The organism is Bosea beijingensis, assembly GCF_030758975.1.
In the GTDB taxonomy this organism is placed as follows: domain Bacteria; phylum Pseudomonadota; class Alphaproteobacteria; order Rhizobiales; family Beijerinckiaceae; genus Allobosea; species Allobosea beijingensis.
In genome coordinates this window covers 3,392,161-3,405,377 of sequence record NZ_CP132359.1, presented here as the reverse complement: position 1 = coordinate 3,405,377, position 13,217 = coordinate 3,392,161, and the positions used below count along the sequence as shown (strand labels likewise).

The window sequence follows — 13,217 nt, the reverse complement described above, 5'->3', positions numbered from 1 at the left end:
CCGGGTTCGCGCTGACGCGCGCCCCGGAATGACAACCGTTGGGCGCCAGGTCGTCAGCCCGCCTTCACAGCCTTCTTGCGCGCCAGATCAGGCGCAAGCGCCTCCTGGCCCAGCGCCGCGAGAGCCTCGTCGAGGGTCATCACCGTCTGCGCCTGGCTGCCGAGGCGGCGGACCGTCACCGTCCTCTCCTCGGCCTCGCGCTTGCCGACGGCGAGGATGACCGGAACCTTGGCCAGAGAATGCTCGCGCACCTTGTACGAGATCTTCTCGTTGCGCAGATCGGCGCGAGCGCGCAGACCCGCACCCATCAGGGCCATCGTCACGTCCTCGGCATAGGCGTCAGCCTCCGAGGTGATCGGGCAGACCACGATCTGCTCCGGCGCCAGCCAGAGCGGGAAATGCCCGGCATGGTGCTCGATCAGGATGCCGGTGAAGCGCTCCAGCGAGCCGCAGATGGCGCGGTGGACCATGACCGGCTGCTTCTTCTCGCCGTCGGCGCCGATATAGAAGGCCCCGAACCGCTCCGGCAGGTTGAAGTCGACCTGCGTCGTGCCGCATTGCCAATCGCGGCCGATGGCGTCGCGCAGGACATACTCGAACTTCGGCCCGTAGAAGGCACCCTCGCCCGGATTGATCTCGGTCTTGATCCGGTTGCCGGACTGCTTGGCGATCCGCTCCAGCACGCCGGTCATCACCTGCTCGGCATGGTCCCAGACCGCATCGGAGCCGACGCGCTTCTCGGGCCGCGTCGAGAGCTTGATCACGAGCTCCTCGGTGAAGCCGAAATCCTCGTAGACCGACAGGATCAGGTCGTTGATCTTCAGGCACTCGGCCGCGAGCTGCTCTTCCGTGCAGAAGATATGCGCATCATCCTGCGTGAAGCCGCGCACGCGCATCAGCCCATGCAGCGCGCCGGACGGCTCGTAGCGATGGACATTGCCGAATTCGGCAAGCCGGATCGGCAGATCGCGATAGCTCTTCAGACCATGCTTGAAGATCTGGACATGGCCCGGGCAGTTCATGGGCTTCAGCGCGAAGACGCGATGGTCGCGCTCGGCATCGGCCGGGTTCTCGAAGGCCGAGGCCGACTTCACCGCGAACATGTTGTCCTGGTACCAGCCCCAGTGGCCCGAGGTCTCCCAGAGCGACTTGTCGAGGATCTGCGGCGCATTCACCTCCTCGTAGTCGGCGGCGAGGCGCCGGCGCATATAGGCGATGATCTCCTGGAACAGGCGCCAGCCCTTGGAGTGCCAGAACACGACGCCCGGCCCCTCCTCCTGGAAATGGAACAGGTCCATCTCCCGGCCGAGCTTGCGGTGGTCGCGCTTCTCCGCCTCCTCGAGCTGCTTGAGATAGGCGTCGAGCTCTTCCTGCTTGGCGAAGGCCGTACCGTAGATGCGGGTCAGCATCGCGTTGTTGGAGTCACCGCGCCAATAGGCGCCGGCCGTCTTCATCAGCTTGAAGGCGTTGCCGACCTTGCCGACCGAAGTCATGTGCGGGCCGCGGCAGAGGTCGATCCACGCTCCTTGAGCATACATCTTCAGCGTCTGGTCGGCGGGGATCGCATCGACCAGCTCGACCTTGTAGGCCTCGCCCTTGGCGGCAAAGAAATCCTTGGCCTTGTCGCGGCTCCAGACCTCCTTGGTGAAGGATTTGTCGCGCGCGATAATCTCGCGCATCTTCTTCTCGATCGCCGGAAAGTCCTCCGGAGTGAAGGGCTCGTTGCGGGCGAAATCGTAGAAGAACCCGTTCTCGATCACCGGGCCGATCGTCACCTGCGTGCCGGGAAACAGCTCCTGCACGGCCTCGGCGAGGACGTGGGCGGTGTCGTGCCGGATCAGCTCCAGCGAACGCGGGTCTTCCCGGTTCAGAAGCTCGATCTTCGCGTCAGCAGTGATCGGGTCGGCGAGGTCGACGACAGTGCCGTCGAGCGCCATCGCGACGGTGCGCTTCAGGAGGGAGGGAGAGATGCCCTTGGCGATCTCGACTCCGGTGATGCCGGAGGGGAATTCGCGCTTGGCGCCATCGGGAAATGTCAGGGAGATCGTCATCGATCGTGCTCCTGCTCACTCGGGGATACGGACCCCGTAAGTCAGACCGGCTGCGAATGTGAGGTTTACGTCCCGTCGCCCGCAGTCGGTTCGGCGTCGGAATCGAAAGCCGCCGGCACGTTTGTCCCGCGCCAGCGGCCATAGGACCATGGCCTATACCACCTCGCCGCGGGCGGCAATGCCTCGCAGACGATGTCGACGCCGCTCGTGCCCCATGGATTGCAGCGGCAGATACGGGCGAAACCGACCCAGCCGCCGCGCCACAGCCCGTAGCGCAGGATCGCCTCGTCGGTATAGGCCGAGCAGCTCGGCCAGTGCCGGCAATGCCGCCCGACCAGCATGGAAAGGCTCAGTTGATAGCCGCGGATGGCAAAATGTGCGGTCTTTCTGGGGAAAAGCGCGACGCTTCGCAGCAGCGAAAATCTTTGCTTAACAAAGAGACGCTGGAATAGATCGTCTGCTTCGTTTCGTTCAGCCACAACCAGAACCGCTTCCCTTGCTCGATACCGGACACATGATGCGCGCCGCTCGCTTTCGCCAAGCCCTCATTCGCAAGGCCCTGCTCGGTGCCGGGCTGGCCGTGGGCCTCGGCCTCGCCATGCCAGCCTCGGCCCAGCAACGGCCTTACCTGCTCTGGCTCGACGGTGCCAAGCTCGACATCGCCAAGATCATCGGCCTGCCGCCGGCGCAGAACAGCCCCGAGGGCAAGGCCGAGTTCGAGCAGGTGCAGCAGATCGCGCTGAACCGCACGCCAGAGCGTGAGCAGGCCGCCATCGCCGACCAGCGCGTCGCGCTGGTCAACTTCCTGAACGGCATGGACACCGGCTATATCGATGGCACGCATCGCGAGGTCCGGCTGCTCTTCCGCGAGGCGCAGGTCGAGCTCGGCATCCTCCTGAAGAGCGTCCACCGCCTCACCAGCCGCCAGCGGCCCTTCTCCGTCTGGGCCAAGGTCCGCATCAAGCCCTGCCCCGGTGCCCGCCCGGAGGGCACCTCCTTCCCGTCCGGCCATGCCGCCACGGCGGCGCTCTATGCCGAACTCCTGAAAGCGGCGGCCCCCGAGCTCTCGGACAAGCTGGAAGAGCGGGTGAAGAGCTATGGCGAGAGCCGTCTCATCTGCGGCTTCCACTACCCCAGCGACCTCGTCGCCGGCGACAAGGTCGGGCGCGCCGTCGCCAAGGCCCTGCTCGCGGACCGGGCCTTCAAGGTGCGTTACGACGAGACCGTCCCGGAAATCCGCACCGCCTTCGGCGTGAAGTGAGCGGGCTCTAGGCTGCCGCCTCGCGCCGCTTGGCTTCGATCTGGTCGATCGCATCGACCACCGCGTCGAAGGTCAGCATCGTCGAGGCATGGCGCGCCTTGAAGTCGCGCACCGGCACCAGCACGGCAAGGTCGTCCCACTTCCCCTCCGGCGGCGCGGCATTGTCCTTCAGGATGGCGTGGGCCTGCTCGCGCACCGCGCGCAATTCCGCAGCCGTCGAGCCGACGACATGGCGCGCCATGATCGAGGACGAGGCCTGCCCCAGCGCGCAAGCCTTCACCTCATGGCCGAAGCCGGTGACGACATCCCCCACCATGGTGACATCGACTGTCACGGTCGAGCCGCATAGCTTCGAATGCGCGCGCGCCGTCGCATCGGGCGACGGCAGGCGCTGCAGCAGGGGGATGTTGGCGGCAAGCGAGAGGATGCGCTTGTTGTAGACGTCGTCCAGCATGGCTCGATCTCTCGCCGGTCTGGAATGACCGGCACGCAGATCCAATATAGGGTTGATCGTCGCAAAACGGGAGGGCATGGGAACCTCTTCCGCCGCGAGGCATCAAACTTGTCGCACCGGCTTCGCTGCCGCGGCCCCGAAAGGGCGGCTTGCGAGGCCTTCATCGTCCCAACGGGAGGCACCACATGATCCCTGTGGTTAAGTCCTTGTCCGTCGAGGGGGCCGTTGGCCCCTCCGCTGACAAGTTTCTGGTCCGCAAGCCCACGCAGGAAGAGGCCGAGGCTGCTGTCCGCACGCTCCTGCTCTGGGCGGGCGACGATCCCTCCCGCGAAGGCCTGACGGACACGCCGCGTCGCGTCGCGAAGGCCTACAAGGAATTCTATAAGGGCTATGCCGAGGACCCGCACCATATCCTCGACCGCGTGTTCGAGGAGGTCGAAGGCTATCGCGACATGGTCCTCGTCCGCGACATCCCGTTCTATTCGCATTGCGAGCATCACATGGTGCCCTTCGTCGGCAAGGCGCATATCGGCTACTACCCGTCGAAGGGTGTGGTCGGCCTGTCGAAGCTCGCCCGCATCGTCGATGTCTATGCCCGTCGTCTCCAGACGCAGGAGACGATGACGGCCCAGATCGCCGATGTGATCGAGGAAGCGCTGGAGCCGCGCGGCATCGCCATCCTCGTCGAGGCCGAGCATATGTGCATGTCGATGCGCGGCGTGCAGAAGCAGGGCTCCTCGACGATGACCACGCAATATCGCGGCGTGTTTCGCGACGACCCGGCCGAGCAGGTCCGCTTCTTCACGATGGTGAAGTCGCCGGGGCTTTAGGCGCTGTTGACGCTTGGTCACGCGGGTTTCGCTCCGCTCTTGTCATTCCGGGGTGCGCCGCAGGCGCGAACCCGGAACCCACGACCGGGTGAGACATTTTATGCCGGGTTGTCAGCCGCTCGCCCGGTCGTGGGTTCCGGGCTCTTCGCTGCGCGAAGCCCCGGAATGACAAGGGTGGTTCCGACCACGGGTCTGCGATAGCTGTCTGCACCACTTGGCGGCTCCGTTAGCCGCTCCTGGCACTCTCATTACAAGGCGCGTCATAGTGACCGCCTTTAACCGGAGCCGAGATGAGCCTTTTCCCCACCGCGCCTGACAAGCACGTCCTCGAGGAGGGCACGGTGCTCAGCCCCCGCTTCGACGCGAACGGCCTCGTCACCGTCGTCGCGACCGAGGCCGATAGCGGCGCGGTGCTGATGGTCGCCCACATGAATGCCGAGGCGCTCAAGCGCTCGATCGAGACGGGTGAGGCCTGGTACTGGTCGCGCTCCCGCAAGGAACTCTGGCACAAGGGCGCGACCTCCGGCCAGATCCAGACCATCGTCGAGATGCGGGTCGATTGCGACCAGGACGCGCTCTGGATCAAGGTGAAGGTCGCCGGGGACGGCGGCTGCTGCCATACCGGGCGCTGTTCCTGCTTCTACCGGGTGCAGCCGCTGCGAGGCGAGGCGGGCAAGCCGCTGATCGTTTGCGACTGACGGGGCTGAACCCGGCACGCATCGGCGATGCCGCCGGCAGGCCTTCACGGATCCGTCAAATACAGGCGATAATCGCCAAAGGCTGGCCGTTCATCTTTCGCTCATCGGCTTCTGACACCCTCTTGATCCACGGAGGGACGAGCCCATGCGGTGGGATGGTGTCGCGCGGCGAGCCTTTGGTCTCGGCGGAGGTGGTGCCGTAATGAACGATATGCGCCCGATCGAGGGGCAGCCTGCCCTGGTCAGGCCGAAGATCGGCCTCGCGCTCGGCGGCGGCGCGGCCCGCGGCTGGGCCCATATCGGCGCGCTGGAAGTGCTGATCGAAGCCGGCTTCGCGCCCGATGTCATCGCCGGAACCTCGATCGGCGCCGTGGTCGGCGGCTGCCTCGCCGCCGGCAAATTACCCGAGCTCAGCGAGTTCGCCACCAGCATGACCAAGCGCCGCATCGTCGGCTTGATGGATTTCCATATCGGCGGCGCCGGCCTTATCTCCGGCGGACGCCTGAAGCGCCTGCTCGAACAGCACCTGAACGGCCTCCGGATCGAGGATCTGAACCACCGCTTCGTCGCCGTCGCGACCGAGCTCGGCTTCGGCCATGAGATCTGGCTGACCCATGGCCCGCTGGTCGAGGCGCTGACCGCTTCCTATGCCCTGCCCGGCATCTTCGACCCCGTGAAGCTCGGGGGGCGCTGGCTGATGGATGGTGCGCTGGTCAATCCGGTTCCGGTCACGGCGGCGCGCGCGCTCGGCGCCGATGTCGTGATCTGCGTCAACCTCAACAGCGACCTCACCGGCCGCGGCACCACCATCCAGGACCAGAGCTCCGATCCCGACCCGCTCGTGCCGGAATTACGGATCGAGCCGGAGCCACGCTGGTATGACGGGATCAGCGGCGCGGCCAAGCGCGTCCGCAACATCGTCGGCCGCCCGGCCGAGAACCGCCCCGGCCTCGCTGGCGTGATGATCGATGCCTTCAACATCACGCAGGACCGCATCTCGCGCTCGCGATTGGCTGGCGATCCGCCCGACGTGATGATCGGCCCCAAGCTTGGCCGCATCGGCCTGTTCGATTTCCACCGCGCCGGCGAGACCATCGAACTCGGGCGGCAGGCGGCGCGGCGGTCGCTCGACGACATCGCCGCGCTCGTCGCCGCCAATCATATCGCGCCGGAGAGCTGACGCCCTCCAGGGCTTTTGCATCCCGTCAGGCCATCGCGATGTAGTCGCGCATCGCCTGGCTCTCGGCCTCGATCGCTGCGACCCGGTGCTTCACCACGTCGCCGATCGAGACGAGGCCGGTGACGCGGCCGTTCTCGACCACAGGCACGTGACGGAAACGGCCGGTCGTCATGATCTCCATCAGCTCGTCGACGCTGGTCTGCGGCCGGCAGGTCACGACCTTCGAGGTCATTGAGCGCGAGACCGCGCTCTCAAGCGCGCCGGCACCCAGTTCGCCCAGAGCCCGGATGATGTCGCGCTCGGACAGAATGCCGACCAGCGCTCCGTCCGCTCCCATGACCACCACGGCGCCGATGCGCTTCTCGCTGAGAGTCCGGATCGCCTCGGCCAGCGTCCGATGCGGCTGCACCGAGATCACATCGTGCCCCTTGCCGCTCAGCAACTGCTCGACATTCATGGACCGTTCCTCCTCGCAGGCGCGCCGTCGCCGGCGCGCGGTTTCGCTGGAACTTCGCGAGGGCCGGCAAAACTCTTCATGCCGGGCCGGCTCGGGAAGTGCTTCGCAATGAGGCGAGTGTGGGCGAAGACCTTGGCGCAGGCAAGGTTTCCGAAACGGTTCTAAAGAGCGTTGGATACGGGCCGACCGCCGGCGTCAGCGTGCCTTTTGCCCGCGATCGAGCAGCGGAAACAGCAGAAGCCCGACGACGAAGCCGCCGATATGAGCCTCCCAGGCGATGCTGGTCTCTTCGCCGAAGATCGGCACAAGCCCCGCACCGAACAGGATGTTCGTCACGAACCAGATCGCGATGAACAGCAGCGCGCGCGAGTTGCGCCAGAGCTGGCCGAGCGGCTCGGCGGGGATAGCCCGCACCACCGCATCGTCGCCGAGCTCGCCGAAGCGCAGGCCCGGCGCGAAGACGAAGCGGACCGCCGCCGCCGTCGCGCCCGAGATGCCGGCGGAGGCGCCGACCAGCGGCAGCACGTCCAGATCGCGCGACCACCAGTGCAGCAACGCGCCGCCGATGGTGGCCAGAGCCATCAGATTGAGGAAGCGCCCCGGCCCGAGCCGCCGCGCGACCGGGCTGCCGAAAGCCGCGAGCCAGACAGCGTTGGAGACGAGATGCAGCCAGGAGCCGTGCAGGAAGCCGTAGGTCAGGACGGTCCAGAGCCGGACGCCGCCATCCGCGAGCAGGATCCTGACGAGCTGCAGACGCTCGGCCACGTCCTGTCCGGCCGTGGCCTGCGCCATCGCGCCCACAACATCGTCGATGCGGCCCGGCGAGAGCCAGAGCGTCAGGCGCGCCGGCACGAAGGCGAACCAGGACATCAGCTCGTAGTCGCCATAGTCGGACAGCAGCGCGCGGCCAGCCTGGATCAGGACCAGGACCGCCAGCAGCCAGACCACGACGGAAGGCAGGTTGAAGACGGGCTCGCGCCCCGGCGGGGGAGAATATTGGGAAGCCATGCGGCCGTCACACTTGCCGAAGCGCCGGCGCGGCGCAAGCGGCCGGCGCTCCGGGATTCAACGAAAAAGGGGAGCAGCTCGCGCCGTCCCCTTTTTCGCCGGCTGTGAGGCCGCCCGGTCATGCCGGACGGCTGGCTCACGCCCCCCTCCACCTCGTTCTGCGAAAGGCCGTCGCCATCCGCGAATTCCGGAGCGATTCATGCGCATTTTAACGATCATCCACAATCGTAAGACTTGATTAACCCTAACGCCCCTGCCGCCTCCCCCGACTCAGCACGGGGTGGCAAGACGGCACGGCGAATGCGTCAGCGGTCTTCCAAGAGATTGATTCGTCCTCCTTTCGAACGGATCCGCACCGTCTTCGGACGCCGGACCGCTCCAGGGAGAGACAGACGGGCGATATGGGCACAGGATGAAGAACGCGAGCACACGTCTGGTTTTCGAATATTGGGACGGGTTGCGCGGCGACCGGGCTGCGCCGGAGCGCGGCGAGATCGAGCCCGGCGCCTTGCGGCATGCCCTTGCCGATACCTTCGTGCTGGAGAACGAGCCGATCGGCCCGGTCTTCCGGCTCGCGGGGACGCGGCTCTGCGCCCTGATCGGCCAGGAACTCCGCGGGCGCGCCTTCTCCGCGCTCTGGGCCGATGTCGAGGCCCAGGGCGACATGCGCCGCCTCGTCCAGACCGTCATGGACGAGAGCGCAGGCGCGGTCGCCGGTCTCTCCGGCAAATCGGTGACCGGCACGCCGATCTATCTCGAATTGCTGCTGCTGCCGCTGCGCTATCGGGGCCGCACCCATGCCCGCGTCCTGGGCGCGCTCTCGCCCGCGTTGTCGCCGGACTGGCTCGGCCTCGACACGATCGAATCGATGCGGATGATCTCGCTCAGGATGCTCTGGCCCGCGGCAGCCGCACGCCCACCCGCCGCGCAGCGCCGTGTTGAACCGCCCCGTCTCGTGGTATTACCGGGCGGGCGGGCTTGATCGGAACGATACGTTAACCGAAACCGGCCTAGGATTATCAAGGAATCTAGGTCGGTTATTGATGTTGAGCGCGCTCAAAACGCCCCGTGCGGCTGCCTACCCTGCCGAGCGCAGGCGGCATTACCGTATGAAAGTGGTGTTGTTGGGCCGCTACATGCTGCCGAACCGCATGGAATACCCCTGCCAGTCGATCGATATCTCGCCCGGCGGCGTTCATCTCGCAGCGCCGGCCAAGGCCAGGCCCGGCGAGCGCGTCATCGTCTATCTCGAGCATCTCGGCCGCATCGAGGGTACCTGCGTCCGCACCACGGCCGAAGGCTTCGCGATGACGATCACCGCGACCAGCCGCAAGCGCGAGAAATTCACGGCGCAACTGACCTGGCTCGCCAATCGCGAGGAGCTCGGCCTGCCCGAGGACCGGCGCCACGAGCGCATCGTGCCGCGCAATCCGCGCTCGACCCTGGTGATGGATGACGGCGTCGAGCATATCGTGCGCATCATCGATATCTCGCTGTCGGGCACCGCCTTCTCCAGCGATCTCGACCTGCCGATCAACACGCCGGTTCGCTTGGGCACGACCCCGGCCCGTGTCGTGCGTCGCTTCGACGGCGGCTATGCCGCCGAATTCCGCTTCCCGCTCTCGGCCGACCTGCTCGACGAGAACCTGGAGCTCTGACGCCCGCCATCGCGGGCCTCATCCTTCTCGACATCACATCGCAGCGCTCCGCTTCCCGTCCGCCGTCTTGAACAAGGCGATCTGATCGGCCTGCGCCTTGCTGAAGGCCGGGCGATCGGTGATGCGGGCGACATAGGCCTCGCTTGCCGGGCGATCACCGAAGGCACGCACCTTCTCGACCCGCAGCACATCCGCCATCAGCAGATCCGCGACGGTGAAGCGGCCGGCCGCGAGCCATTCGCGCTCGCTCAGCACCTGTTCAAGCTGGCCGAGGCGCATGCCCAGCCACCCTGTCAATGGATTCTCGGCGGCGCCGGTCACGGTCAGGAACCACCAGGGCACGCTGACCATCTCGATCGAGTTGAGCGCGGCCAGCGTCCATTGCAGCGTTTCCGCTTCTCCAGCCGGATCGAGCGGCATCAGCGCCTCGCTCTTCCGCGCCAGGTGCAAAAGCCCTGCCCCGCTCTCGAACAGCTTCAGCGCGCCATCGTCCAGGAACGGAACCTGACCGAAGGGCTGGCGGGCGAGATGGTTTGTCTCGCGGCCGTCAAACGGAATCGTGCGGACGTCATAAGCGAGCCCCGCCTCCTCGCAGGCCCAGCGCAACCGCAGATCACGCACGAAGCCGCGTGGGCCTTCGGGAACCCAGTCATAAGTCCAGATGGTCAGTGTGCTCATCGCGAAGGCGGCCTCCTGCTTGGTTCGATCGGGAACAATCGCCCATCGCCCGCCAACGTTCCAATCGCCCACGCCGCCGCAGCGTTTCCGCTGCCCACAGCCTCCCCTCCGGCCACCTCCACGCAGTAAGGAATGCGTAGGTTAATCAGCCCTTGCCGTACAACGAACAATTAACGGTTAACGATTGGTTTTACCATCGATGCAAATCGTTACTTCCGCTTTCCAACAAGATTGAGGCTGACATTTACTTGGTCGCTCCAAAGGCCGAATACATAAATTTGTACGTTTCCATTTCAGCTCGAATCCATCCGCTGCCGCACATCGTCATCCCCGGGACAGAAAGGGGACGACATGTTTTCACTTCATCGCAATCTGATTGGTACCGCTCTCGCCGCCATGGTCATGATGACCGGCGCAGGCACGGCTCAGGCGCAGGGTTCGGCCGGCATTCCGGTCGCGAGCCTTCCGGCCGAAGCGTCGGGCGACGCCCGCGCGCCTTATGCTTGGGTCGATTTCTGCAAGCGCATGCCGTCTGAATGCCGCGTCGACACTCGCGAGCCCGAGCGGATCGAACTGAACTCGAAGATCTGGAAGACGATCGTCGCGGTCAATAACAACGCCAATCGCGAGATCGAAGCGATCACCGACGAGGACCATTGGGGCGTCGTCGACCGCTGGGATATCCCGACGGACGGCAAGGGCGATTGCGAGGACTATGTCCTGCTGAAGCGCAAGCGCCTGGCCGAAGCCGGCCTGCCGCGCCGCGCCATGCTGGTCACCGTCGTGATCGACGAGGAGAATGCCGGCCACGCCGTGCTGATGATCCGCACCGATCGTGGCGATTTCGCCCTCGACAACAAGCGCAACGCGATCCTGCCCTGGAGCCAGACCGGCTACGTCTACGTCAAGCGCGAGTCGCAATATCGCACGGGCTGGACCTCGCTCGGCGGCGCGCAGACCCCGACGGTCGCCTCGGTACAGCGTTGATGAAGACTGCCGCTGCCGTATTCGGGCTGCGGTAAGGAGGACGGCGAGGCTCGGTCACGTCCCCACCCACCCGTCCCCAAGGGATCGGGTTTCGCCAAGGGCCGGCTTGCCTTCGCGGGCAGCCGGCCCGCTTCGTTTCCGGCTTCAGTCGAGCCGTTCGAGCCCGGCTGCAAACTGCCGCCAGCGCTGGACATAAGCCTTCGCCGAGGCGGTGATCCCTTCAGCCGCCTTCTCGTCCAGGGTCCGCACCGCGCGGGCCGGCGAGCCGACGATCAGCGAATTGTCGGGGAATTCCTTGCCTTCGGTCACCAGCGCATTGGCGCCGACGAGGCAGTTGCGGCCGATCTTGGCGCCGTTGAGCACCGTCGCGCCCATCCCGACGAGGCTGTTCTCGCCGATCGTGCAGCCATGCAGGATAGCCCGGTGGCCGATCGTGCAATTCGCCCCGACCGTCAGCGGAAAGCCCATATCGGTATGGAGCACGCAACCTTCTTGGATATTGCTGCCCGCGCCGATCTTGATCCACTCGTTGTCGCCGCGCAGCACGGCGCCGAACCAGATCCCGACTCCGGCCGCGAGCCGGACCCGGCCGATGACATGCGCATCGGGCGCCAGCCACCAGTCTCCGGCCTTCGCGGTGTCCGGCCTTGTTCCATCGAGCGCATAAAGGGGCATCGGCTTGTCCTGACGGTTCGAGCCCTCAGGATTGCAGGCGGGCCACGCCTGTCGTCAAGCGCCGAGCAGATACAGCAGGTCGAGCACGACTCGACCCGAGACCAGACTCCAGATACCGGCGGTCAGGCTCGCGAGCATCAGGAAGGAGAACGGCCGACCGTCGCTTTCCCGGCCCTGCATCGTGTTGCGCAGGATCAGAACGGGAGCACTGAAGATCACCACCGGCACGCTGGCGACCGCGGTGAGACCACCCGCTTGCAGCAGCTTGAAATCGGCGCGCCGCTCCGTGAACAGCTCGAATGCGCTCGCCAGCAGCCCGGCGAAGGCAAAGCCCATCAATAGGGATTGCAGGGCCTCGACGGCCGAAGGCTCGATGGTCACGGACGCAAACTCTCGACAGAGCGACACCGGAGCCTGCCGCATGGTTTACGAACTGTGAAGGACAGATTTAACCGATGGTTAACCGTACCGGCGCGGTTATGGTTTACGCCGCATTAAGCCATCGGTGATTCAGTGGATGCGACTTGATCGCAAGGCACTGGAATGACCGCATCGCTGCCCTATCACCGGCCCGGCCACCAGGCCGCCCATCTGACCTCGATGGTGCGCATGCGCCTGCAGCAGCAGGCCGCCCCGCTGCCGCGCGCCGACGGGGCCTTGCTGAAAGCGATGCTGCTGATCCTGACGGCGGGCGCGCTGGCGACGGCGCTGGCCGTCTATCTCACTCATCGCCGCGATGAACCCGTGGCAGCTCCGCAGCCGGCCCGCGTCGGCGATGTCGCGCTGATGATTCCGAAGGATCTGACCGGCATCGATGACGATGGCGATACGAGCCGGCTCGTCGGCATGGTCCGCCTTCGCCTGGATTGGCCGAGCCTCGGCCCGGCCGTGGCGGAGAACCGCAAGCGACTGCTGATCACGCTGAGCCCGCCCGACCGGGTCAACGAACCGGCCAGGCAGCTCGCGACCTATGCCCGCTTCCTGACGCCGACCGTCTGGTCGAATCCCGGCGGCCTCGTGGTGCGCGGCTTCCGCAAGGGCTCGCCCTTCGAGCAGGACGAGTTCTACGTCTCCGTCCCCGACGGAAAGGGCTTCGCCGCGCGCTGTCCGATCGAGACCGGCGCCGGCCTCGAAGAGCCCTGCCGCATCACCTTCCAGCATCGCGGCATGGACGTGAACATCCGCTTCCCGCGCGCCATCATCGCCGACTGGGCGGTGATGCTCGGTGGCGTCAGGCGGACGCTCGACGGGCTGATCCGCTGACGCGTCGAGGAAGCCGG

The 13,217-nt window shown here is 66.0% G+C and carries 16 protein-coding genes; 8 read left to right on the top strand and 8 right to left on the bottom strand.

The genetic code is table 11. The features are described from left to right. Positions 1–53 precede the first annotated feature (53 nt). Positions 54–2,051: a threonine--tRNA ligase gene (thrS, locus tag Q9235_RS16280; protein WP_306222834.1), complete on the bottom strand. Its 1,998-nt coding sequence runs from the start codon at positions 2,049–2,051 to the stop codon at positions 54–56. 65 nt (positions 2,052–2,116) lie between these two features. Next, entirely contained in the window at positions 2,117–2,392 is a 276-nt protein-coding gene (yidD, locus tag Q9235_RS16275; RefSeq protein WP_210339838.1) for a membrane protein insertion efficiency factor YidD, read from the bottom strand. 173 nt (positions 2,393–2,565) lie between these two features. Between yidD and Q9235_RS16270 the strand changes: the two genes are divergently transcribed. Next, a complete protein-coding gene (locus Q9235_RS16270; protein ID WP_306222833.1) occupies positions 2,566–3,312 on the top strand; it encodes a phosphatase PAP2 family protein in 747 nt (248 codons plus the stop codon). A gap of 7 nt (positions 3,313–3,319) precedes the next feature. Here Q9235_RS16270 and Q9235_RS16265 read toward each other — a convergent pair whose 3' ends face one another. After that, complete coding sequence (locus Q9235_RS16265; RefSeq protein ID WP_306222832.1) at positions 3,320–3,766, bottom strand: iron-sulfur cluster assembly scaffold protein; 447 nt, start codon at positions 3,764–3,766, stop codon at positions 3,320–3,322. Between the two features lie 185 nt (positions 3,767–3,951). Here Q9235_RS16265 and folE point away from each other — a divergent pair, with 185 nt between their 5' ends. The 3 genes from folE (at position 3,952) to Q9235_RS16250 (ending at position 6,474) form a co-directional block, all read left to right on the top strand. Then, entirely contained in the window at positions 3,952–4,596 is a 645-nt protein-coding gene (gene folE / locus Q9235_RS16260; RefSeq protein ID WP_306222831.1) for a GTP cyclohydrolase I FolE, read from the top strand. A 290-nt stretch (positions 4,597–4,886) separates the two neighbouring features. Further along, positions 4,887–5,294 (top strand): phosphoribosyl-AMP cyclohydrolase, encoded by a 408-nt coding sequence (gene hisI / locus Q9235_RS16255; RefSeq protein WP_306222830.1) that lies wholly within the window; start codon positions 4,887–4,889, stop codon positions 5,292–5,294. Between the two features lie 202 nt (positions 5,295–5,496). Continuing rightward, positions 5,497–6,474 carry a patatin-like phospholipase family protein gene (locus Q9235_RS16250; protein WP_306222829.1) on the top strand — a complete coding sequence of 326 codons (978 nt, stop codon included), beginning with the start codon at positions 5,497–5,499 and terminating at the stop codon, positions 6,472–6,474. Between the two features lie 25 nt (positions 6,475–6,499). Here Q9235_RS16250 and Q9235_RS16245 read toward each other — a convergent pair whose 3' ends face one another. Together Q9235_RS16245 and Q9235_RS16240 are read right to left on the bottom strand one after the other, a co-directional pair. Next, entirely contained in the window at positions 6,500–6,931 is a 432-nt protein-coding gene (locus Q9235_RS16245) for a CBS domain-containing protein (protein WP_047578714.1), read from the bottom strand. Between the two features lie 195 nt (positions 6,932–7,126). Next, positions 7,127–7,939 (bottom strand): rhomboid family intramembrane serine protease, encoded by an 813-nt coding sequence (locus Q9235_RS16240; protein WP_306222826.1) that lies wholly within the window; start codon positions 7,937–7,939, stop codon positions 7,127–7,129. Positions 7,940–8,351: 412 nt separating this feature from the next. Here Q9235_RS16240 and Q9235_RS16235 point away from each other — a divergent pair, with 412 nt between their 5' ends. Together Q9235_RS16235 and Q9235_RS16230 are read left to right on the top strand one after the other, a co-directional pair. Then, entirely contained in the window at positions 8,352–8,921 is a 570-nt protein-coding gene (locus Q9235_RS16235) for a PAS domain-containing protein (RefSeq protein WP_306222825.1), read from the top strand. Positions 8,922–9,048: 127 nt separating this feature from the next. Then, positions 9,049–9,597: a PilZ domain-containing protein gene (locus tag Q9235_RS16230; RefSeq protein ID WP_422678200.1), complete on the top strand. Its 549-nt coding sequence runs from the start codon at positions 9,049–9,051 to the stop codon at positions 9,595–9,597. A gap of 33 nt (positions 9,598–9,630) precedes the next feature. Here Q9235_RS16230 and Q9235_RS16225 read toward each other — a convergent pair whose 3' ends face one another. Then, complete coding sequence (locus Q9235_RS16225) at positions 9,631–10,275, bottom strand: glutathione S-transferase family protein (RefSeq protein ID WP_306222821.1); 645 nt, start codon at positions 10,273–10,275, stop codon at positions 9,631–9,633. 351 nt (positions 10,276–10,626) lie between these two features. Here Q9235_RS16225 and Q9235_RS16220 point away from each other — a divergent pair, with 351 nt between their 5' ends. Then, positions 10,627–11,262: a transglutaminase-like cysteine peptidase gene (locus Q9235_RS16220; RefSeq protein WP_306222818.1), complete on the top strand. Its 636-nt coding sequence runs from the start codon at positions 10,627–10,629 to the stop codon at positions 11,260–11,262. A gap of 144 nt (positions 11,263–11,406) precedes the next feature. Here the strand turns inward: Q9235_RS16220 and Q9235_RS16215 are convergent, their stop codons facing one another. Both Q9235_RS16215 and Q9235_RS16210 read right to left on the bottom strand, forming a co-directional pair. Beyond that, on the bottom strand, positions 11,407–11,937 hold the full coding sequence (locus tag Q9235_RS16215) for a gamma carbonic anhydrase family protein (RefSeq protein ID WP_306222817.1): 531 nt from the start codon (positions 11,935–11,937) through the stop codon (positions 11,407–11,409). 54 nt (positions 11,938–11,991) lie between these two features. After that, positions 11,992–12,318 carry a DUF6949 family protein gene (locus Q9235_RS16210; RefSeq protein WP_306222815.1) on the bottom strand — a complete coding sequence of 109 codons (327 nt, stop codon included), beginning with the start codon at positions 12,316–12,318 and terminating at the stop codon, positions 11,992–11,994. A gap of 162 nt (positions 12,319–12,480) precedes the next feature. On the opposite strand from Q9235_RS16210, the gene Q9235_RS16205 reads away from it, so the two are divergent. Next, positions 12,481–13,200, top strand: coding sequence for a hypothetical protein (locus Q9235_RS16205; protein WP_306222813.1), 720 nt, complete (start codon positions 12,481–12,483; stop codon positions 13,198–13,200). Positions 13,201–13,217: the final 17 nt, after the last annotated feature.